The 21,489-nt window shown below is 64.7% G+C and carries 22 protein-coding genes; 12 read left to right on the top strand and 10 right to left on the bottom strand.

The window, feature by feature from the left end; all coding sequences use genetic code 11:
• Positions 1–68 precede the first annotated feature (68 nt).
• Positions 69–617 carry a cupin domain-containing protein gene (locus ACLFLU_RS09915; protein ID WP_426412006.1) on the top strand — a complete coding sequence of 183 codons (549 nt, stop codon included), beginning with the start codon at positions 69–71 and terminating at the stop codon, positions 615–617.
• A gap of 38 nt (positions 618–655) precedes the next feature.
• Here ACLFLU_RS09915 and ACLFLU_RS09910 read toward each other — a convergent pair whose 3' ends face one another.
• The 3 genes from ACLFLU_RS09910 to ACLFLU_RS09900 are packed head-to-tail and all read right to left on the bottom strand — an operon-like array spanning position 656 to position 4,459.
• On the bottom strand, positions 656–2,917 hold the full coding sequence (locus tag ACLFLU_RS09910) for a xanthine dehydrogenase family protein molybdopterin-binding subunit (protein ID WP_426412005.1): 2,262 nt from the start codon (positions 2,915–2,917) through the stop codon (positions 656–658).
• A complete protein-coding gene (locus ACLFLU_RS09905; RefSeq protein ID WP_426412004.1) occupies positions 2,910–3,965 on the bottom strand; it encodes an FAD binding domain-containing protein in 1,056 nt (351 codons plus the stop codon). Before ACLFLU_RS09905 ends, ACLFLU_RS09910 begins: the two co-directional genes overlap by 8 nt.
• A complete protein-coding gene (locus ACLFLU_RS09900) occupies positions 3,962–4,459 on the bottom strand; it encodes a (2Fe-2S)-binding protein (protein WP_426412003.1) in 498 nt (165 codons plus the stop codon). The genes ACLFLU_RS09905 and ACLFLU_RS09900 overlap by 4 nt, the downstream gene beginning before the upstream one ends.
• A gap of 240 nt (positions 4,460–4,699) precedes the next feature.
• On the opposite strand from ACLFLU_RS09900, the gene ACLFLU_RS09895 reads away from it, so the two are divergent.
• Both ACLFLU_RS09895 and ACLFLU_RS09890 read left to right on the top strand, forming a co-directional pair.
• Complete coding sequence (locus ACLFLU_RS09895; RefSeq protein ID WP_426413958.1) at positions 4,700–5,353, top strand: TetR/AcrR family transcriptional regulator; 654 nt, start codon at positions 4,700–4,702, stop codon at positions 5,351–5,353.
• Positions 5,354–5,418: 65 nt separating this feature from the next.
• Complete coding sequence (locus tag ACLFLU_RS09890) at positions 5,419–5,826, top strand: DUF4864 domain-containing protein (RefSeq protein ID WP_426412002.1); 408 nt, start codon at positions 5,419–5,421, stop codon at positions 5,824–5,826.
• On the opposite strand, the gene lspA is transcribed toward ACLFLU_RS09890, so the two are convergent.
• Together lspA and ACLFLU_RS09880 are read right to left on the bottom strand one after the other, a co-directional pair.
• Positions 5,823–6,278, bottom strand: coding sequence for a signal peptidase II (lspA, locus tag ACLFLU_RS09885; RefSeq protein WP_426412001.1), 456 nt, complete (start codon positions 6,276–6,278; stop codon positions 5,823–5,825). The two genes, ACLFLU_RS09890 and lspA, sit on opposite strands and share 4 nt — an antisense overlap.
• 34 nt (positions 6,279–6,312) lie before the next feature.
• Positions 6,313–7,578: an MFS transporter gene (locus ACLFLU_RS09880; RefSeq protein WP_426412000.1), complete on the bottom strand. Its 1,266-nt coding sequence runs from the start codon at positions 7,576–7,578 to the stop codon at positions 6,313–6,315.
• 171 nt (positions 7,579–7,749) lie between these two features.
• Between ACLFLU_RS09880 and ACLFLU_RS09875 the strand changes: the two genes are divergently transcribed.
• From ACLFLU_RS09875 to ACLFLU_RS09840, 8 genes are all read left to right on the top strand, one after another.
• Positions 7,750–8,172 carry a hypothetical protein gene (locus tag ACLFLU_RS09875; protein WP_426411999.1) on the top strand — a complete coding sequence of 141 codons (423 nt, stop codon included), beginning with the start codon at positions 7,750–7,752 and terminating at the stop codon, positions 8,170–8,172.
• Between the two features lie 78 nt (positions 8,173–8,250).
• Positions 8,251–8,529 carry a hypothetical protein gene (locus ACLFLU_RS09870; RefSeq protein WP_426411998.1) on the top strand — a complete coding sequence of 93 codons (279 nt, stop codon included), beginning with the start codon at positions 8,251–8,253 and terminating at the stop codon, positions 8,527–8,529.
• Positions 8,530–8,538: 9 nt separating this feature from the next.
• The gene (locus ACLFLU_RS09865; RefSeq protein ID WP_426411997.1) at positions 8,539–9,963 is read left to right on the top strand and encodes a TolC family protein; all 1,425 of its coding nucleotides are present in this window, start codon (positions 8,539–8,541) and stop codon (positions 9,961–9,963) included.
• Between the two features lie 13 nt (positions 9,964–9,976).
• On the top strand, positions 9,977–11,308 hold the full coding sequence (locus tag ACLFLU_RS09860; RefSeq protein WP_426411996.1) for a copper oxidase: 1,332 nt from the start codon (positions 9,977–9,979) through the stop codon (positions 11,306–11,308).
• A 32-nt stretch (positions 11,309–11,340) separates the two neighbouring features.
• Positions 11,341–11,796 (top strand): cupredoxin domain-containing protein, encoded by a 456-nt coding sequence (locus ACLFLU_RS09855; RefSeq protein WP_426411995.1) that lies wholly within the window; start codon positions 11,341–11,343, stop codon positions 11,794–11,796.
• Positions 11,797–11,813: 17 nt separating this feature from the next.
• On the top strand, positions 11,814–12,113 hold the full coding sequence (locus tag ACLFLU_RS09850) for a copper-binding protein (RefSeq protein WP_426411994.1): 300 nt from the start codon (positions 11,814–11,816) through the stop codon (positions 12,111–12,113).
• Between the two features lie 328 nt (positions 12,114–12,441).
• Positions 12,442–14,583 (top strand): flagellar biosynthesis protein FlhA, encoded by a 2,142-nt coding sequence (gene flhA, locus ACLFLU_RS09845; RefSeq protein ID WP_426411993.1) that lies wholly within the window; start codon positions 12,442–12,444, stop codon positions 14,581–14,583.
• Positions 14,584–14,877: 294 nt separating this feature from the next.
• Positions 14,878–15,078: a hypothetical protein gene (locus ACLFLU_RS09840; RefSeq protein ID WP_148753290.1), complete on the top strand. Its 201-nt coding sequence runs from the start codon at positions 14,878–14,880 to the stop codon at positions 15,076–15,078.
• A gap of 311 nt (positions 15,079–15,389) precedes the next feature.
• Here ACLFLU_RS09840 and ACLFLU_RS09835 read toward each other — a convergent pair whose 3' ends face one another.
• The 5 genes from ACLFLU_RS09835 to fliI form a co-directional block, all read right to left on the bottom strand.
• Complete coding sequence (locus ACLFLU_RS09835) at positions 15,390–16,349, bottom strand: AraC family transcriptional regulator (protein WP_426411992.1); 960 nt, start codon at positions 16,347–16,349, stop codon at positions 15,390–15,392.
• Positions 16,350–16,610: 261 nt separating this feature from the next.
• Positions 16,611–17,687 carry an anti-sigma factor gene (locus tag ACLFLU_RS09830; RefSeq protein ID WP_426411991.1) on the bottom strand — a complete coding sequence of 359 codons (1,077 nt, stop codon included), beginning with the start codon at positions 17,685–17,687 and terminating at the stop codon, positions 16,611–16,613.
• A 52-nt stretch (positions 17,688–17,739) separates the two neighbouring features.
• Positions 17,740–18,285 (bottom strand): sigma-70 family RNA polymerase sigma factor, encoded by a 546-nt coding sequence (locus ACLFLU_RS09825; RefSeq protein WP_426411990.1) that lies wholly within the window; start codon positions 18,283–18,285, stop codon positions 17,740–17,742.
• 184 nt (positions 18,286–18,469) lie between these two features.
• The gene (fliJ, locus tag ACLFLU_RS09820; RefSeq protein ID WP_128953708.1) at positions 18,470–18,889 is read right to left on the bottom strand and encodes a flagellar export protein FliJ; all 420 of its coding nucleotides are present in this window, start codon (positions 18,887–18,889) and stop codon (positions 18,470–18,472) included.
• A gap of 121 nt (positions 18,890–19,010) precedes the next feature.
• Positions 19,011–20,336, bottom strand: a complete 1,326-nt coding sequence (fliI, locus tag ACLFLU_RS09815; protein WP_426411989.1) for a flagellar protein export ATPase FliI — start codon at positions 20,334–20,336, stop codon at positions 19,011–19,013.
• 442 nt (positions 20,337–20,778) lie between these two features.
• Here fliI and ctrA point away from each other — a divergent pair, with 442 nt between their 5' ends.
• Positions 20,779–21,480, top strand: coding sequence for a response regulator transcription factor CtrA (gene ctrA, locus ACLFLU_RS09810; protein WP_008138878.1), 702 nt, complete (start codon positions 20,779–20,781; stop codon positions 21,478–21,480).
• Positions 21,481–21,489: the final 9 nt, after the last annotated feature.

The raw sequence follows: 21,489 nt of genomic DNA, 5'->3' as shown, positions 1-21,489 counted from the left end.
CATTGATTTAACTGGGGCTGCAGGTCCATATTTGCGCGATCCGCAACACCTGCAACAGGGATTTGGGCATGAGCGTCGACATCGGTGGACGGCTGCGATTCATCCGGGCGCGCCAGAAGCTGTCGCAGCGGGAACTCGCCAAGCGCTCCGGCGTCACCAATTCGACGATTTCGCTGATCGAATCCAACCAGATGAACCCGTCGGTCGGCGCGCTCAAGCGCATCCTCGACGGCATCCCGATGGGGCTTGCCGAGTTCTTTGCGCTCGAGCCGGAGACGCGGCGCAAGATCTTCTATCGCTCGGAGGAGCTGACCGAGGTCGGCAAGAAGCCGATCTCGTATCGGCAAGTCGGCGACAATCTGTTCGGCCGCAGCCTGCAGATCTTGAAAGAGCGCTACGAGCCCGGCAGCGACACCGGGCGCGTTCACCTCGTGCACGACGGCGAGGAAGGCGGCATCGTGATTTCAGGAAAACTCGAAGTCACAGTCGAGGACGAGCGCCGCATTCTCAATCCAGGCGACGCCTATTATTTCGAGAGCCGCCGCCCGCATCGCTTCCGCTGCGTCGGCGGCAAGCCGTGCGAAGTGATCTCGGCCTGCACGCCGCCGACATTCTGACGCTCGTCGGAGCGAGAATCTCCCCCGCCCTCTTTGCCTCAGCCTTGCGTCAACAACTCCTCGATCCTGATCGGGAAACGACGTACCCGCACGCCGGTCGCATGCCAGACGGCATTGGCGACCGCGCCGGCGCTGCCGGTGATGCCGATCTCACCGACGCCCTTGATGCCGAGCGCATTGACGTGCGGATCGTGCTCCTCGACCGTGATGACGTCGAGCGGCGGCACATCGGCATTCACCGGGATATGGTACTCACCGAGATTGGCATTCATGATCCTCCCGCTGCGGCGGTCGGTGACGGCCTCCTCATGCAGCGCAAAGGACATACCCCAGATCATGCCGCCGAACAGCTGGCTCTTCACCAGATGCGGGTTGACGATGCGCCCCGCGGCGAAGGCGCCGACCATGCGGGTGACGCGGATCTGGCCGAGCTCGGGATCGACCTTCACCTCCGCAAACACCGCACCATGGGCGTGCATCGCATACTCTTCCATGGCCGCCGGATTCGGCGCGCCGGTGCCGCGGGCCTCGACCTCGGCGACACCAGCACGCGCGAGGATCTCGGTGTAGCTCTCGCTGCGGCTCTCGTCGTCGCGCCGGATCAGTTGGCCATCGCGCGCGATCACGCCGGCATTGCCGGCACCGAACAGCGGCGAGCGCTCGTCATTGGTGGCGAGATCGGCGAGTTTTGCGATCACGGCCGCACCCGCGCTGTGGATCGCAGCGCCAGCGGTTGCCGTGTGCGCCGAGCCTCCGGCGATGCCGGCATCGGGCAGGTCGGACGTTCCGGCCTTGAACGTGACGCGATCGATATCGAGCCCGACGGCATCGGCCGCGATCTGGGCCAGCGCCGTCCAGGCGCCCTGCCCCATGTCGTGCGCGCCGATCTCCATCGCGCCGGTGCCGTCACGGCGGATCGCGGCGCGCGCTTGCGCCTGAAACATCAGCGCCGGGAACGTGGCGGTGCCCATACCCCAGCCGACGAGCAAGCCGGAATCGTCGCGCATCTGCCGCGGCTGGAGCGAGCGCTTCGCCCAACCGAAGCGCGCCGCGCCCTGATCGTAACAGGCGCGCAGCGCTTTGGACGAGAACGGCTTGCCGGTGATCGGCTCGACCTCGGCGTAATTCTTCAGCCGGAAGTCCAGCGGATCCATGCCGCAAGCCCAGGCCATCTCGTCGATCGCGCTTTCCAGCGCAATCGAGCCGGTCGCCTCACCTGGCGCGCGCATGAACAACGGCGTGCCGGTATTGACGCGCACGGCATCGTGCGACGTGCGGATCGCGGGCGCCGCATAGAGCGTGTGCGACGCATCGGCGGCCGGTTCGTAGAAATCGTCGAACGTGCTCGACACGGTGCGCGCGTGGTGGTCGAGCGCGGTCAGGCGCCCCTCGCCGTCCGCACCGATGCGCAAGCGCTGACGCGTCGGCGCACGATGGCCAACCGGGCCATACATCTGCTCACGGCGCAACACGAGCTTGACCGGTCTGCCGACCAGCTTTGCGGCCATCAGGCCGAGCACGGGAGGACCGGCCATGAGCCCCTTGGAGCCAAAGCCGCCGCCGAGGAACGGGCTGCGGATGTGAATCTTGTCATGCGCGATGCCGAACAATTCGGCGACGCGCGCGAGCGACAGCATGAGACCCTGGGTCGGCATATCGATCTGCACACTGTCACCATCCCAGTGAGCGACGATCGCGTGCGGTTCCATCGCGTTGTGATATTGCGGCGGCGTCTCGTAGACTGCCTCGATCTGCTTGTCGGCCGCGGCAAGGCCAGCCTCGACATCGCCGCGATGATTCTCGGTGGGACCGCCGACGCCGACGACGGGCGGCACGAAACTCTCGCCGGCATCGAGACCGACGAGGGCGGGCAGCACATCGTAACGCGGTGCCAGCAGTACCGCGCCTTCCGTCGCCGCCTCGAGGGTCTCGGCGATCACGACAGCGATGGGCTGGTTGGCGTAGCGGACCTCGTTGCTCTGCAACACTTCCATCCGGTACACGAACGGATTGGTCTTGATCTCCGGATCGATCGCGAGCTGTGGCTTGTGGTCCGGCGTCATGACGTCGATAACGCCGGGATGACGCTTGGCCGCCGCGACATCGAGCGAGGTCACGCGGCCATGCGCAATGCTGGACACGGCCATCACCGCAAACAGCATGCCGGGCGGGTGGTTGTCGGCGGCGTAGGTCGCCTGCCCCCTGACCTTGAGCACTCCGTCGCGGCGGGTCAGCGGCTGGCCGATGCTCGACCCGTGGCGGAGATGGGCGGGAGCGCTGGTGAGATTAAGCTCAGGCATGGATGGCTCCAGACGTCGAAGCAAAGGGAGAAGCCGGCAGCGCGGGGATACGCGCGGGCGTACCGGCAGCGGCAAGGGTCAGCGCGCGCACGACGATGCGGCGTGCGAGCTCGATCTTGTAGGCGTTGTCGCCGGACGGTTTTGCGTCGGCAAGCGCGCGCGAGGCGGCCTCCTGGAACGCGTCTGACGTTGGTGCGACGCCCCTGAGCACATCCTCCGCGGCGCGGGCACGCCAGGGTTTTGCGGCGACGCCGCCAAGCGCAAGCCGCGCCTCCGCGACCTTGCCGTTCTCGATCCGCAGCGCCGCCGCGGCCGAGACGATGGCGAACGCGTAGGACGTACGCTCGCGCACCTTGAGATAACGCGCATGCGCGGCAAAACCACGCGCCGCGGGCGGCAGACGCACCGCGACGATGAGGTCGCCCGGTTCCAGCGCCGACTCGCGCTCGGGCGCATTGCCCGGCAGGCGATGCAGTTCGTCGAGCGCGATCTCGCGACGACCGGCCCTGCCTTCGATCTCGACGATGGCGTCGAGTGCCACAAGCGGCACGCAGAAATCGGACGGATGCGTGGCGATGCAGTTCTCGCTCCAGCCAAGCACGGCGTGCGTCCGGTTCTCGCCGTCGCGGGCGTCGCAGCCGCTGCCGGCCTCGCGCTTGTTGCAGCGGCTGGCGGTGTCGTAGAAATATGCGCAACGCGTTCGCTGCAGCAGATTGCCGCCCACGGTCGCGGCGTTACGCAGTTGCGCCGACGCGCCGGAGAGGAGCGCTTCTGCCACGGCCGGGTAGAACTTTGCGAAGTTCGCGTCATGCGCGAGATCGGCGTTGCTGACCAGTGCGCCGATACGCAACGATCCGTCAGCGAGAGCCTCGATTTGATCAAGACCGTCGAGATGCGTGACGTCGACCAGTCGATCCGGGCGGCTGATATTGCCTTTCATCAAGTCAAGCAGATTGGTGCCGGCGGCAAGATAAGTGGCGCCCGGCTGGGCGGCCGCAGCAACGGCCTCGGCAACCGTGGCGGGCCTGACATAATCGAACTGTTTCATGCGGAGCGCCTCTGGTTGGATTCGTCGGCACCGGCCTGCGCCTCGAGCACGGCATCGACGATGCCGGCGTAAGCGCCGCAACGGCAGAGATTGCCGCTCATGCATTCGCGGATGCGTTCGGGATCGTTGCCGGCCTGGGCTTCCTGCATCATGCCGATGGCGCTCATGATCTGGCCGGGCGTGCAGAAGCCGCACTGGAATCCGTCATGGGCGATGAACGCGGCCTGGACCGGATGAAGCTGGTCACCGCGCGCAACACCCTCGATGGTGAGGATATCGGCGCCGTCATGGCTGATGGCGAGCGCGAGGCAGGAGTTGATGCGCTTGCCGTCGACGAGAATGGTGCAGGCCCCGCACTGGCCGCGGTCGCATCCCTTCTTGGTTCCGGTGAGATGGAGGCGCTCACGCAGGAGATCGAGCAGCGTAACGCGCGGATCGTCGAGGACGAAATCGCGCCGCGTGCCGTTCACGGTGAGGCTGATGGAGTGGTTCATACAAGGCTCCGATCAGATATGGACATGGCTCATCGCCCGGCGCGCCACCGCCGTGGCCGCCGTCGATATCGCACCGACCGGACGCGGGTCCGGGCCGGCACACGCGAAGATACGGAGGCTCCCTCCGCTTAACAAGGCCCGCCGAAAAATATTTGGAATTCGTCAAAAGCCCGTGCGCAGACAACGCAGTGCAGCCTTGCAAGGGTTCAATCTAACCAATTCGTGATCTACATTACCGGCATGGACGACCATACCGACCAGATCCGCAAGCCCCGCGCCGATGCCCTGCGCAATCGCGAGCGCGTGCTCGAGGCGGCCAAGGTCGTGTTCAACGCCGGCGGCCCGGAGGCCAGCCTGGAGGCCGTGGCCAAACGTGCGGGCGTCGGCATCGGCACGCTCTACCGGCATTTTCCGACGCGCGAGGATCTGTTCGAGGCGGTCTACCGGCGCGAAGTCGAGCAATTGAGCGAACTTGCCGAGCAATTGAAGAACGCAAAAGACCCGGTCGATGCGCTCAGGCGCTGGCTGCGTTCCAATGTCGAATTCGTCGCCACGAAAAAGGGCATGTCGGCGGCACTGGCGCTGACGTTCCAGAGCTCGTCGGAGCTCGCGGCCTTCTCGATGGACCGCCTGACCAAGGCAATCGGCTCGCTGCTCGACCGCGCGGTCGCGGCGGGCGAGATGCGCGGCGACGTCAGCCCGCATGACCTGCTCAGGGCCCTCGTCGGCATGTGCTACATGCACGACCAGCCTGGCTGGCAGTCCTCGGTGCTGCGGATGCTCGACGTGTTCGTCGATGGCCTGCGCGTCCAGCCCGGAGCAAAGGCCAAGTCACGCACCGCCGAGTCACGCACCGCCAAGCGCGCGAAGCCGGCGGTGAAACCGAAGCGATAGCGCGTCCGTATTTGCCAAGGTCGTGCTAGGATTAGCATCGCCGGGATTTCAACGCGGAGCCTGCCATGCGCATTGCCGCCTTGCTGGTCGTTCTTATTACCGCGTGCAGCCCCATCGCAGCACGCGCCGACGATATCGCGACAGCGCAAGGCGTGATCCGCGCCCAGGAACAAGCTTTTGCGCGCGACGATGCGGCTGCGGCCTATTCCCAGGCCGCGCCGGCGATCAGGGAAATCTTCCCCGCGCCTGACATCTTCATGTCCATGGTGCAGAAGGGCTACGCACCGGTCTATCGTCACAAGAGTTTTGAGTTCGGCGAGAGCAAGATCGAAGGCGGCTCCGTCGCCCAGCGCGTTCACATCATCGATGCCAACGGCGAGGCCTGGGAAGCGCTCTACACGCTCGAACAGCAGGCCGACGGAAGCTACAAGATCACCGGCTGCTCGCTGTTGAAGGCAGGACAGGCGGTTTAATCCGCTTCCAGACATAAAGACACCACGGTCGCGATGGCGCCCAACGTGATGGCCGTGTCGGCGATGTTGAAAATGGCGAACGACCAGGCGTGGTAGGAGAGGTGAACGAAGTCGATCACCGAGCCGATCCGCGCGCGGTCCAGCATATTGCCGAGCGCGCCGCCGATGATCAGTGCAAGTCCCGTTGCCAGGATCGGCTGGCCCGGCGCCACGCGGCGGAGCCACCAAGCCAGCAGTCCGCAGGCGAGAAGCGACAGGCCAACCAGCGGCCAGCGCTGCGCATCGTCGGCAAATCGCAGGAAGCTGAACGAGACGCCCTTGTTGTAGGACAGCACGAAGTCGATGGATGGCAATGCCGGGGACGACAGAATGAGCAGCGGACGCTCCGGCTCCAGCAGGTCGACGACGAGCTTTTTCGTGCCCTGATCGAGCAGCACGACAACAGCGATCAACCAGATCCAGCGGAACCTGACATCTGGCGCCGTCCTAGGTCGCAAAACCCGGACCCATCTTGACCGAATTCATCCGCGAGCGGATCAGCAGCGTCAACACGATGCCGACATTGAGGGCGTTCCACGCCACGCCGTTGGTGAACGCCGCCGCGTAGGAGCCGGTGGCATCGAAGATGATGCCGGACACCCAGCCGCCGAAGGACATGCCGAACACGGAGGCGAAGATCACGATGCCAACGCGGGTCGCCGCTTCGCTGGCCGGCATCGCCTCACGCACGATGATGGCGTAACTCGGCACGATGCCGCCCTGGAACAGGCCGAACATCGCGGAGATCAGATAGAGCGACGTGAGGCTGTCGAAGAACAGGTAAAACACCAGCGCAAAGCCCTGCGCCAATGCCCCGATCAGCAGAGTCGGAATGCCGCCGATCTTGTCCGCAAGATAGCCCGAGCCGATGCGGCTGACGATGCCGCAAGCCATCATCAGCGACAGCATCTCGGCGCCGCGCGCCACGCCATAACCGAGATCGCCGCAATAGGCGACGATATGCACCTGCGGCATTGCCATGGCGACGCAGCAGGAAATGCTGGCGATCGAGAGCAGCGCCGTCAGCGTGTTGGTCGAGAGTCTTAGATCGACGCGCGGCGGCGGCGCGTTGGCGTGATTGCGGACCTTGTCATCGCCCATCTGCACGCGCAGGACCAGAACCAGGATCGACATCAACACCACGCAGACGAGGGCGATGCCGACATGGGTGAAGCGCCAGCCGATCCGCTCAATGCCCGCATTGATGAGCGGGGGCCATATCGTGCCGGCGACGTAATTGCCACTCGCGACGATGGTCACGGCGAGGCCACGATAGCGCTCGAACCAGTGCGAGGCCTCTGCCATCAGCGGTGCGAAGGTCGCGGACGTGCCGAGCCCGATCAGGAAATAGGCCGCCACGAACTGCCAGAGCTGGGTCGACAGTCCCGCGAGCGTATTGGCGACGCCGAGGAACGCGATGCTGATCGCCATGGCCGGCACGATGCCGAACTTGTCGGTGATCTTGCCGGCAATCACGCCGCCGAGCCCGAAGCCGAACATCATCAGTGTGAAGGCCAGCGACACCGCGCCGCGTGTGGCGGCGAACTCGGCCTGCACGACCGGAATCACCACCACGACCGCCCACATGCCGACGCCGCCGATCGAGCCGATCACGAGTGCGAGCAAAAGCCGCACCCAAGCCTGACGGGAATCAGGGGTGAAGGAGGCTGGTCTGTGTGCTGGGTGATTTGGGGCGTGCACGGCGCGGAACATGTTCGCGGATCGCCTCGCGGTCAAGCATCGTGCCGCGATAATGGGCATGCGCGGTGCACTGCGGTAAGAAGAGCTTGGCGAAATCGCGCTTTGCCATTAGTTTGCAATCTGCGTGTGCAACAATGCCGCGCGGAGCATGCTGTCGGAATGTTGTTGCGATTGACGCGATCGATGCGGATCAGGGTGGGGCGCCTTATTGCGCTGGCCTATCTGTTCTGCGTGCTTGCGCCGGCGGCAAGCCTCGCCTGGGGCAATGGTCCAGCCCCGTGCTTTGGCGACGAAGCCCTGCTCGCCGACCTCGTGCCGGTGCATCATCAGATGTCAGCCAGCCACATGCATGGCGACGTGACGCATGACCACGCGGGGATGCATGCGCATCAGCAGGCTGCGGCGCAGGACATGCCTGCCCCGCATCATCATGACGGCAAGGGCAAGGTCGGCCCGTGCTGCGCGATGATATGCGTCAGCGCGTTGCCGGCCGATCTGCCTGTTGTCGCAAAGCCGCTTCAGCCGGTTTCCACATGCTCGCCCGAAATCGTGGCCAGCCTGCACAGCGCGGCGCCGCCCCTGCTCTACCGCCCTCCCATCATCTGATCTGATTCCACGACGTCAGGCCGGGCGCGCAATCCGCGCGCGCGAACCTGTGGTCTCCAGACAGATCAGGGATAAATCATGCTTACGCTTCTCGGGGCGAAGTCCGCCGCCGCATCTGCGGTGCGTGGAGGTCACTTTCGATTCAATTGTCCGCTGCTGGTTGCGATTGCGCTGTCCGGCTGCCTGCCCGCAACCCCAGCAATGGCCGGCGCGGATCCCGCAGATCCCTCGGCGAAGGTCGCGCGCACCGACTATCGCTCAGTGATCGCGCCCTATTCAAGCCTCCGGCCCGCGACACCGGCACCATGGCGCGAGCGTAACGGCGCCGTCACGCCACAGCCCAAGCAAGACAAGTAGGAGCGCGCCATGGCACAGCATTTCGCGCGGGGCCTGCTCGTCCTCACCGCGTTGAGCGTTTCCGGCTGCGCTGCGTTCTCGCCCGATAGCGGCATGACAGCGGTCTCTGAGCTGACGAGCCAGACCATCAAGAAAGATGTCGCCTTCGTGCGAACGGCCGAGGGCGCCGGTGCGGTCGACGCGCGCGTTCGCCAGCTGCTGTCGCGGACGCTGACCGCAGAGACCGCCGTGCAGGTCGCGCTGCTCAACAACAAGGGGCTGCAGGCCGCCTATAACGAGCTGGCGCTGGCCGAGACCGATCTGATCGAGCAGAGCTTGCCGCCCAATCCGGTATTCTCGGTGTCGCGCATCTCAGGCAATGGCGCCAGCGAGATCGAGCGCCAGGTCGTCGGCGACATCCTGGCGTTGGCCACGCTGCCGTTCCGCTCCGAGATCGCGCGCGATCGCTTTCGTCAGGCGCAATTGCGCGCGGCACTGGCCACATTGCGGCTCGCCGCCGATGTGCGGCGCGCTTACGTTCGCGCAGTCGCCGGAAATGAGATGGTGGTCCTGCTGATCGACGCGAAGGCGACGGCGGAATCGACCGCGCAGCTCGCGGTCAAGCTCGGCGAGACCGGCTCGGTCAACAAGCTCGACCAGGCCCGCGAGCAGGTGTTTTACGCCGAGACCACGGCTGACCTTGCGACCGCGCGGCAGGTGGCGACGAGCACACGTGAAAAGCTGGCACGGCTGATGGGGCTGTGGGACGACGGTCTCGACTTCCGTCTGCCCAACGCGTTGCCGCCGCTGCCACGCCGGCCGCAGGCGCTGCCCTCGATCGAGGCCGATGCGGTGGCCCATCGCATCGACTTGCAGATCGCGCGACTCGAACTGACGGCGCTCGCAAAGTCGTTGAACCTCACCGAGGCGACCCGCTTCGTCACGCTGCTCGATCTCGCCGGCATCTCACGCCGGACTCAGGATCCGGAAGGCGCCCCGTTCCGCGAGCGCGGTTTCGACGTCCAGTTCCAGATCCCTATCTTCGACGGCGGCGAAGTGCGCGTGCGGCAGGCCGCGGAAACCTACAATCTCGCCTTCAACCGCCTGACCGAGCGTGCCGTAAACGTCCGCTCGGAAGCGCGCGATGCCTACCGCGCCTATCGCTCCACCTACGACATCGCGAGCCACTACCAGCGCGAGATCATTCCGTTGCGAAAGATCATCACCGAGGAGATGCAGCTGCGCTTCTCCAGCATGCAGGTCGATATCTTCGCACTCCTGACCGAAGCACGACAGCGGCTCGCGTCTCTGCGCGGCGCGATCGACGCCAGGCAAAACTTCTTTCTCGCCCAGTCCGACCTGCAGACCGCCGTCAACGGTGGCGGCGCGCCTGCTTCCGGCGCCGACAATCCAACCAACATCGCCGCGGCAGCACCTGCCGATGGCGGCCACTGACATGGAGGCCAGCATGTTTTCTCGCCGAGGATTTTTGGGCACCGCCGCGCTCGTGAGCGCGTCAGCCGTCAGCGGCCGCGTCCAGGCCGCGTCGATTCCGGAAGCAGCCCATATGGACAAGGCGGTGATGCAGCCGCCGCTACACCCAACCAGCGGTCCCAACTACCGCCCCGTCGTCACGCTGAACGGCTGGACGCTGCCGTTCCGGATGAACGGCGACTGGAAGGAATTCCATCTCGTCGCCGAGCCCGTGGTGCGCGAATTCGCCGAGGGCATGAAGGTCAATCTCTGGGGCTACAATGGCCAGTCGCCGGGGCCGACCATCGAGGCGGTCGAAGGCGACAAGGTCCGCATCTTCGTCACCAACCGCCTGCCCGAATACACCACCGTTCATTGGCACGGCATGATCATTCCGAGCGGCATGGACGGCGTCGGCGGACTGACCCAGCCGCATATCGAGCCGGGCAAGACCTTCGTCTACGAGTTCGAGATGAAGAAGAGCGGGACCTTCATGTACCACCCGCATTCCGACGAGATGGTGCAGATGGCGATGGGCATGATGGGCATGGTCGTCGTACACCCGCGCGACCCGAACTTCCGCCCCGTCGACCGTGACTTCGTCTTCGTGATGAGCACCTATCGCATCGATCCCGGCACCTATCTGCCGCGGGTCAACGAGATGACCGATTTCAACATGTGGACCTGGAATGCACGGGTGTTTCCGGGCATCGATCCCCTGCCGGTCAGGCTCGGCGACAAGGTGCGCGTACGCATCGGCAATCTCAGCATGACCAACCACCCGATCCATCTGCATGGCCACAGCTTTGCGGTGACCTGTACTGACGGCGGCTGGATTCCCGAAAGCGCGCAATATCCGGAGACGACCACAGACGTGCCGGTCGGCGCCGTGCGCGTGTTCGACGTCCTCGCCGACAATCCCGGCGACTGGGCGTTTCACTGCCACAAATCGCACCACACCATGAATGCAATGGGCCACGACATGCGCAATATGATCGGCGTGTCGCGCAAGGATCTCGCCAAGGCCGTCGGCAAGCTCGCGCCCGACGCCATGGTGATGGGCCAGTCCGGCATGGCGATGGGCAACATGGAAATGCCGGCGCCTGACAACACGCTGCCGATGATGAGCGGCGCGGGCCAGTTCGGCCCGATCGAGATGGGCGGCATGTTCACGGTGATGAAGATCCGCGAGGATCTCGCGCGCGACGATTATCGCGATCCCGGCCCCTATCAATTCCCGCAAGGCACCGTCGCCTACGAGGTCGCTTCGCCGGCGGCAGAGCCAGCGCGGCAGCCGGCCTCGCCGGCGCACAGGATGAAGATGTGAGCGTTTCGATGAACCACCAACTGGAGACGACAATGAAGAAGACGATCAAACTCGCCTTGACGCTGGTCGCGCTGTCGATCGCGCCCGCCCTCGCGCACGAGGGGCACGATCATCACGGCTTCTCGGCCGGCGAGCCCGGCGACCCCAGGAAGCCCGCGCGCACCATCGAGATCTCGCTGAGTGAGATGTCCTACGAACCCTCCAAGATCGAGGTCAAGCGCGGCGAGCAGATCCGCTTCGTGCTGCGCAATGTCGGCAAGGAGGACCACGAATTCCTGCTCGCCACCACGAAAGAGAATCTCGCGCATGCCGAGGTCATGAAGAAGCACCCGCATATGGAGCACGACGATCCGAACGGGGTGCGGCTTGCGCCGAACAAGACAGCCGAGATCGTCTGGAAGTTCACCAAGGCCGGCACCTTCGAATTTTCCTGCCTGATCCCCGACCATCGCGACTACGGCATGGTCGGCCACGTCACCGTGAAATGAAGACAATGGAGAGAACCATGAAACCGATCATCCGGATCACCGCCGCACTCGCACTGACGCTGGGCCTGTCCGTGAGCGCACTGGCGCAAGCTGCTTCCATCAGCGGCGAGGTCAAGAAGATCGACGAGAGCGCCGGGAAGATCACGCTCAAGCACGGTCCCGCCAAGAGCCTCGGCATGGACGAGCCCATGACCATGGTCTACCGCGTCAAGGACCCCGCGATGCTCAAGCAGGTGAAGGTCGGCGACAAGGTGTCGTTCGAGGCCGAAGAGGCGGCATCGGGGTACACGGTGACGAAGATGCAGAAGGCGAAGTAGGGCCATCTCGGTCATTCCGGGCGCGCGCAGCGCGAGCCCCACCTACTCCGCCGCACCATGGATTCCGGGGCTCGCCCGTCGGGCGCCCCGGAATGACGGCCGAGGCCCCCGAAATGCCCCGGCCTGACCTCTGCCCACCCCCTTGTTAACCCTTTGCTAACCATACACCCGGCAAGAATTGCCGGGTGAAGTCGAGTGTCGTCAGCCGCGTAGAACGGGAGCCCCCGTGGACGCCAGTGCGGTGCCTCACTTTCGGAACGGCGGCCCACCGGCCGCCGCGCAGACGTTTGGGGCGCGCGGACGGCAGTCCCGCGGGGAGGCAGCAACCATGGTCGACGTCACCGCGGGACAAGGCGTAGGCAACGCGAAGCCCGGCATCCCCTCCCTTTCCGAAATCGTCACCATCCTCAAGCGCGGCGACATCGCGCTCGCGCTCGGCATCCTCACCATCCTTGTGGTGCTGATCCTGCCGCTGCCGGCGATCGTGCTGGACCTGTTCCTGGCGATCTCGATCACGCTCTCGATCCTGATCCTGATGACCTCGCTGTTCATCCAGGCGCCGCTGGAATTCTCCGCCTTTCCGACCATCCTCCTGATCTCGACCATGCTGCGGCTGTCGCTCAACATGGCCTCGACCCGCCTGATCCTGTCGCACGGGCACGAGGGCACCGATGCCGCCGGTCACGTCATCGAAGCTTTCGGCAGCTTCGTGATGGGCGGCAATTTCGTCATCGGCATCATCGTCTTCGCCATCCTGATCATCGTCAACTTCGTCGTCATCACCAAGGGTTCGGGCCGTATCGCCGAAGTCGCCGCCCGCTTCCACCTCGACGCCATGCCCGGCAAGCAGATGGCGATCGACGCCGACCTGTCCGCCGGCCTGATCGACGAGAAGGCCGCCAAGGAGCGCCGCAAGGCGCTGGAGGACGAGAGCGGGTTCTTCGGCGCCATGGACGGTGCCTCGAAGTTCGTCCGCGGCGACGCCATCGCCGGCCTCCTGATCGTCTTCATCAACGTCGTCGGCGGCATGATCATCGGCGTGGCGCAGCAGGGCTTGTCCTTTGCAGACGCTGGCCGCAGCTACACGCTGCTGACCGTCGGCGACGGCCTTGTCACCCAGGTACCGGCGCTGATCGTCTCGACTGCGGCGGGTCTGCTCGTTTCCAAGGCCGGCGTCTCCGGCGCCGCCGACAAGGCGCTGATGAAGCAGTTCTCCGGCTATCCGCAGGCGCTGGCGATGTCATCCGCGGTCATGCTGGTGCTGGCCGCGCTGCCGGGCATTCCGACCATCCCCTTCTTCCTGCTCGGCGCCGGCGCCGGCGCACTGGCCTGGCAGGCCCGCAACCGCAACCGTGCGACGGCCAAGGCCGAAGCAGTTGCAAAGGCTGCTCCCGCTGCCGGGACACCCGGTGCCCCCGGCTCCGCGGCGGCCGAGGAGCCGATCTCGGCGGCGCTCAAGATCGACGACCTCAAGATCGAGCTCGGCTATGCGCTGCTGCCGCTCGTCAACGGTCCCGACGGCACCGACCGCCTCACCGAGCAGATCAAGGCGCTGCGCCGCTCGCTCGCGATCGAGATGGGTTTTGTGATGCCCGCGGTGCGTATCCTCGACAACGTCCAGCTCGAGGCCAACACCTACATCATCAAGATCAAGGAGGTCGACGCCGGCACCGGCAAGATCTGGCCGAACCAGTTCATGGTCATGGACCCCGGCGGCAGCCAGGTGCAGGTGCCCGGCATCCACACCACCGAGCCGACCTTCGGCCTGCCGGCGACCTGGGTCGATGCCAGCCTCAAGGAAGAGGCTTCGCTCAAGGGCTACACCGTCGTCGATGCCGCGACCGTGCTCTCGACCCACCTCACAGAGCTGCTCAAGGCCAACATGTCGGACCTGCTCTCCTATGGCGAGGTGCAGAAGCTGCTCAAGGAGCTGCCGAAGGAGCAGAGCGAGCTGGTCAAGGACATCGTGCCCGGACAGGTCACGGTCTCCGGCATCCAGCGCGTGCTCCAGCTGCTGCTCGCCGAGCGCATCTCGATCCGCGACCTCTCGACCATCCTCGAAGGCATTGCCGATTCGCTCGCCTTCTCGCGCAATCCCGCGACCATGGTCGAGCATGTCCGCGCCCGCCTGGCGCGACAGATCTGCGCGCAGAATACGTCCTACAACGGCTATCTGCCGCTGATCGCGCTGTCGGCACGGTGGGAGCAGGCCTTTGCCGAATCCATCGTCGGCCAGGGCGAAGAGCGCAGCCTGGCGATGCAGCCCTCAAAGCTGTCGGAGTTCATGACCGGGGTGCGCGAGGCTTTCGAGCGCGCCGCCCGCGAAGGCGAGGCTCCGGTGCTGGTGACCTCTGCGGCAATTCGTCCCTTCGTCCGCTCCCTGGTCGAGCGGTTCCGCGCCCAGACCACCGTGTTGTCGCAGGCGGAAATCCACCCCAGAGCGAGGCTGAAAACGGTCGGAAGCATCTGATTTGCCTTAAGAAGCCGTATGTTTTTTCGCCACAGGCAAATGGTTTTTGAGTTCCTGGCGCCTTGTCGACCAAATGCTGAGAAGGCGCCTAGCAAGCACATTACAGCCTTGAAATGATTGCGAAATCGAACGATCGAGCCTCGGTTTTGATCGCGATTGTTCACGTCCTGTCACGCTCTTGTGATAGCCCCTTGGGAACGAATCCCCCCAATACTAGGTTGTTGGGCACCGGAAGCGTGAACCTGCCTAACAAGGGTGGCGACTACTTCCGGTAGATGGTGGCAGGAGCCTTCCATGAACCACTCGATTTACAGCGCAGATCGCTCGACACATCTGAAGATTGTGGTCGTGGCCCTCGTCGCAGGGATCGCGGTGGCAGGCTTCGGCATCACCGCACGCACCGGTTCGGACGACGGATTGACCCAGACCGCCCGCGTGATCAAGGCCGGCAAGCCGGTTGCGATTACCAGCTCGAACGCATCGGTCGTTCGCTAAGGAGATTTGAGTTTCAGGAATTCACGCGGCTCTTTACCAGCCCCCCAAAGTCGCCACGTGGATATGTAGACGACCCCAACCCCAAGTCGACTACAGAAAGCGCCCGCCCCCCACGGGCGCTTTCTCATGTCTGGGGTACGTCGCGTCATTCTCTCATCTCGTGTTCCGGACGCGCTGTAGGCGAATAACTGCATCATCCTCGTGATTGCGAGCGCAGCGAAGCAATCCAGGATCTTTCCGCGGAGACAGTCTGGATTGCTTCGCTGCGCTCGCAACAATGACGGAGCAAGCGGGACCGATCGCGCACTCGCTCAGGCCTCGCGCAGTTCCGACGGCGTCGCGCTAAAACGCTTGCGGAAGGCGCGATTGAAATAGGACAAGTCCGAGAAGCCCGAGGAATGCGCGATGTCGCTGATCTTGCGCGCCCGCGCGCGGGGATCGCCGAGCAATTTTCGCGCGAGCAGCAAACGTTGCTCCAGCACGAATTCAGTGAAGGTGGTACCGGCCTGCTCGAACAGCCGCTGCGCCTGGCGCGGGCTGAGCCCTGAGCGGGTGGCAACCTCGGACAGGCAGAGATCGTTGCGGCCGAGTGCGGCCATCACGTCGGCGCGCATCAGATCGAGACGGGCCGCCGCATGGCCGCGACCGCGCGCGAGCGCCGCGTGCTCGGCGTCGGTGCCGAGCAGGAGGCCAACGAGATCGACCATGTGCTGCGCGGTCAGGCGCTGGCCGACGGCGTCGAGATGCGGCGCGTGATGCGCAGCAAGCGCGTGATAGCGGAAGATGGTCTCGGCGACCGCACCGTCCGACAGCACCTGGGACAGCTTCTCCTCGCCGCGCGGATGGATGTCGAGCAGCGCGCGGCGCGGCATGCGGATGGTGGTGAAGCGGTTCTCGTCGGTGTGACCGACGCTGCCGGTGATGCCCATATCGGCAAGCACCATCTGCGCCGGCGCAAGCTCGACGGTATGGCCGTTCTGCCGGACGCTGACGAGGCCGGCATGTGCGGCGATCAGCACGAGATCGTCGCTGCCGTCGGCGAGACCGCTTTGCGTGCGCGAGTATTGTGCGGAGGAACCTTCAGGAATGGCGAGCGCGATATTGTCGACCACGCTGATCTGCAGCCGGCAATCGATGCTGTCGCCCTGGCTCGGTCCGATCTCGAGGCCACAGGACCCCAGGGCCCTGTCGCGCCAATGCTCGAACGCCGGCCCCTGCGGCAGGCCTGCATATTGGTGAATAAAGACGCCCGGCGGCTTGGCTGCATCCATCTGATTTCTAGCCCCTCTCCGGCACCACGATCGGCGGTGCCGACTGCAAAGTCCGGGCATTTGACGCCGGAAAATGCATGGAGGTTCAAATCGCAGGTGGATTCAGCAAGACTTGTCGGATTGCGACGAGGGAATGGACCGTGGCGACAGGTTTACGCGGTTGCAGCGTGTAGCCCGGATGGAGCGAAGCGAAATCCGGGGGCTCGCGGAGTGGCACGAAGGTCCCGGATTACGCTTCGCTCCATCCGGGCTACGGGAACACTACTTCTTCGCCGGAACTTGCGGCTGGGACGGCGGCACGGTCTCGATCAGCTTGCCGGAAAACACCGGCGCCGAGGTCGGCTGGCCGTTGGGCGAGCCGCCCGACTGCTCGACCGTGACGGCATAGGTTGCACCGTTGACGACATCGGCATCATAGCCGGCGAGCACCGGGCGTGCCGTGAAGTCACCGCTGCCGATCACGCCCAGCGAACGCGGGCGCGGCAATTTGTCGGAGATCAGCCAGAGCTCAAAGCTCTTGCCCGGCTCCGGCGTCGCGCCGACCTTGCGCACCGTGAAGTTCTTGGTCGCCCCGTCAATGGTGAGGATGAAGGCGGGGCCGCCGCTCTGGCCCTGCAGCAGCGCGACATATTGTGCGGGCGAAGACAGCGGCGCGGCCGGCGTCTTCACCTCGACCGTCTGGATGCGCGGTGCCGGCCGCAGCGCGCCCGGCAGCGCATCGGGCGAGAAGATCTGAAGCGACAGCGTCACCAGCAATGCAGCCGCAAGTGCACCCACGGCGGAGGCAATCGTGCGCCACCGCTTCACCCGGCCCTCGAGATAGATCACATTGGTGTCGTCGACGACCGGCGCCTGCGTCACGGGCGCAACGCGTGGGTCGGGCGCGTGGGTCTGCGGGAAGAATTGGGGCGGGAAAATCGGAACGACATCGGAATTGGATTCAGGCGGCGGCACGTCGAGCGACGGAGGCTCTGGCGACGGCGCCCCTGTCGCTGAAGACTCTGTCCCTGAAGACTCGAGCGATGAAGGCTCCGGTGAATAGAACTCCGGCAGTGGTGGCGACGGCGCCTCCGACAGCACCGGCGGCGCCTCGGGCGAATCCTGCGACGATAGTGTCCGCGCGATCTCGCGCCGGATGTTCTCCCACACGATCGGCCGCGGCTCGATCGTGCCGACCATCTGGTTGAGGACGCCGAGCCGGAATTCCCACGCCTGCACGACCGCGGCGAACTCCTGGTCCACCGCCATCATGGTCGCGACCTGCGCGCGCTCGTCGGCATCGAGTGTGCCGAGCGCATATTCCGCGGCGAGCGCGATATGGTCTTCGCTGTAGGCCATCAATTACAGTCCAAAGCCACCCTCTTGGTCCAAACCTTCAAAATCCGAGCCCTCACAGCCCGAGGCATTGCCGGATATCCAGCATGCTGCGCCGGAGCCACGTCTTCACCGTGTTGACGGGAGCTGCGAATTTCTCCGCCAATTGCTCGCGGCTCCAGCCGTTGTAATAGGCGAGAAGCACGAGTCGCTGACGGTCCGGCTCGAGGCGACCAATGCATTCCAACAGCCGCTTCAACTCCTCGGACATCTCCCGGCGCGCCAGAGGATCGGGACTGTCGGCGGCGACGTCCATCGCCTGCGGCTCCTCCTCGATCGAGGCCTCCGTCTTCTTGCGGACGATGTCGATGGCGCGGTTGCGCGCGATCGATGCCATCCACGTGATCGGCGATGACAGCGTCGGATTGAACTGGCCGGCGCTGTTCCAGATCTTGACGTAAGTCTCCTGGATGACCTCCTCTGCGAGATCCTGTCGGCGCAAGATACGGAGGACGACGCCATAAAGTTTCGCGCGCGTGGCGGCGTAAAGGCGCTCGAACGCGGCCTGGTCGCGCTTCGCCACCGCCTCGATCAGCCCGACCAGCTCTGCTGGCGTCAGCATTCAGCCCCCCAACGCGCGAGCCCCCGTCGCATCCCGCGCGGACCCCGTCACTCCACTACCATAGCGCGCAGCCGAGCCCGTCACCAAGGGGTGGCGCGCCACGCTGTGGACAGCACACGCAAAAGCCCGGACCTTGCGGGTCCGGGCTCGCAAATTCTCAAGGTTTTTGGCCGCTGGGTGCCGCTTACGCCACGGCGCCAATGCGGGAACGCATCAGGCCGATGCTGTCGAGGTCGGCCTGCTCGCGGGCGTTTTCCTCGGCGCGCTCGCGGGCCTGGTCGCGCTCGTCCAGGAGCTCGACCTTCTTGAGTTCCTCGAAGGCCTCCCCGAGCGCGGCCTTGGCCTCCTCGAGCTGCCCCTTCAGCTCGTCGGCTGAGCGGGTCAGGTTCTCGCGGCGCTGGATGGCGGCCTTGGCATAGGTCGGATAGGCGAAATGCGCGGGATCGTTGATCCCGGCGCGGTCCTGCTCGGTCTGGATCTCGCGATCCAGATCGGTCGACATCCGCTGGAAGTCGGCGATCATGGACTCGATCTGGGCGACCCGGCGGCGCTTCTCGTCGACCTGAAACTTCTTCAGGCGAATGAGGGTATCACGTGACTTCATCGACTCGTACTCCCCAGAAGTCCCTTAGCTGCACGTGGGACGACACCGGTCTCCCCACAGGCCCGATTGGGGCCAAGACCGGCTCTGCTACTCTGTGTGATCGGATGATGACGGGACAAAGTTAGCGTTCCGTTTCCAAATTCCCGAGGATTTGCGCCAACTGGCGGTAGCCATCGGCCAGAGAGGCATTTTCGTCCTTGCGCTGGCGCAGGAAGGCCTCCAGCGGCTCGTGCAGCCGGATCGCCTCGTCGACCTCCGGGCTGGAGCCGGCCCGGTAGGCGCCGAGCCGGATCAGCTCCTCCATGTCGGCATAGGTCGCCATCACCGCCCGCGCCTTCTGGATGGTCGGCCAGAATTGCGGATCGGCCGATTTCGGCATGGTGCGCGAGACGGATTTGAGGATGTTGATGGCGGGGTAGCGGCCGCGCTCGGCGATCGCGCGCTGCATGACGATGTGGCCGTCGAGGATGCCGCGGACGGCGTCGGCGATCGGCTCGTTGTGATCGTCGCCGTCGACCAGCACCGTGAAGATCGCGGTGATCGCGCCCTCCCCGAGCCCCGGTCCGGCGCGCTCCAGAAGCTTCGGCAGCTCGGTGAAGACGGTCGGCGTGTAGCCCTTGGCGGTCGGCGGCTCGCCGGCGGACAGCCCGATCTCGCGCTGGGCCATGGCGAAACGCGTCACCGAGTCCATCAGGCAGAGCACGTCCTGGCCCTCGTCGCGAAAATATTCGGCGACTGCGAGCGTCAGATATGCGGCCTGCCGCCGCATCAGGGCCGGTTCGTCGGAGGTCGCGACCACCACGACGGAGCGCGCCAGGCCCTCCTCGCCGAGGTCGTCCTGCAGGAATTCCTGAACCTCGCGGCCGCGTTCGCCGATCAGCCCGATGACGCTGACCGCGGCATCGACGTTGCGGGCGAGCATCGAGAGCAGCACGGATTTGCCGACGCCGGAACCTGCGAAAATGCCCATGCGCTGGCCGCGGCAGCAGGTGAGAAAGGTGTTCATCGCGCGCACGCCGAGATCGAGCGGCGCGCCGACGCGCTTGCGCGAATGCGCCGGCGGCGGCGAATTGCGATACGGCATCGGCGAGGCGCCTTGCGGCAACGGCCCCTTGCCGTCGATCGGTTCGCCCAGCGCGTTGACGACGCGGCCGAGCCAGGCCGATGACGGCCGCACCTGATTGGCTGCATTGGCGATCACGGCCTTGCAGCCGCGACGCACACCGTCGAGGCCGGCGAACGGCATCACGACAGCGTTGTTGCCGGAGAAGCCGATCACCTCGCAGGGGATGGAACGGTTGGCACCAGTCTCGATCACGAGCCGCGCACCGACCGACATCGCGTGGATCGGGCCGGCGACCTCGACCATGAGCCCACGCACGCCGACCACACGGCCATAGATATTGACGCCGTCGATATCGCCGATCTGTTCGGCAAGTGCTTTCATAAAACGGCTTTCATGGAGCAGCCTTCATAAGAGGGCCTTCATAGGGGACGCGCCTTCATGATTGGGGCTTTCAGGCGAAACCCTTAAATTTCGCCATATTTCTGAACGGCGCTTAACTTCGTGTTTACCCGCATCGTTAATCATTGCGTCACTGTCTTTGTGACTGAGCGTGGCTCCCCTTCAGAAGAAGGCTGAGTCGCGGGAGTCGGTTAGGCCCGTCTCTTAAAGTGGAACTTGAACGGAGCCGGGTAACGAAAGCTGCTTCGCGCGCAAGACCTTAGGGCGATTCGACAAAAATTGCACCGGGGGGACTTGCGTTCCAGAATCAGGATTTGTTAACCATCTGTCGTCAGGATCCGAATCAGTTGTTCAAAGGCGTTTTGTTGAGTGCCGCGAATGCGGCCGACCTGACGCCCAGGAGCGGCGACTATGGGGAACTGGCATGCGCGTTTTGCTGATTGAAGATGACAGCGCCGTCGCGCAGTCGATCGAGCTGATGCTGAAGTCTGAGAGCTTCAACGTCTACACGACCGATTTGGGAGAAGAAGGCGTCGATCTCGGTAAATTATACGATTACGACATTATCCTTCTCGACCTCAACCTGCCCGACATGTCCGGCTACGACGTGCTCAAGCAGCTTCGGGTCTCCAAGATCAAGACACCGATCCTGATCCTCTCCGGCCTCGCCGGCATCGAGGACAAGGTCAAGGGTCTCGGCGTCGGCGCCGACGACTACATGACCAAACCCTTCCATAAAGACGAGCTGGTGGCCCGCATCCACGCGATCGTGCGCCGCTCCAAGGGTCACGCCCAGTCGGTCATCCAGACCGGCGACCTCGTCGTCAACCTCGACACCAAGACGGTCGAAGTCGGTGGCCAGCGCGTGCACCTGACCGGCAAGGAATATCAGATGCTGGAGCTGCTCTCGCTCCGCAAGGGTACGACCCTCACCAAGGAAATGTTCCTCAACCACCTCTATGGCGGCATGGACGAGCCCGAGCTGAAGATCATCGACGTCTTCATCTGCAAGCTCCGCAAGAAGCTCGCCAACGCCTCCGAAGGCCGCAACTTCATCGAGACCGTCTGGGGCCGCGGCTACGTGCTGCGCGAGCCGCACGAGCACGAAGAGCGCATCCCCGCCTGATCCGTTTAC

It is taken from the genome of Bradyrhizobium ganzhouense, from assembly GCF_049949285.1.
Classification (GTDB): domain Bacteria; phylum Pseudomonadota; class Alphaproteobacteria; order Rhizobiales; family Xanthobacteraceae; genus Bradyrhizobium; species Bradyrhizobium ganzhouense.
Note: the sequence above shows the minus strand (reverse complement) of the source record. Positions and strands in the feature narration are given on the sequence as shown.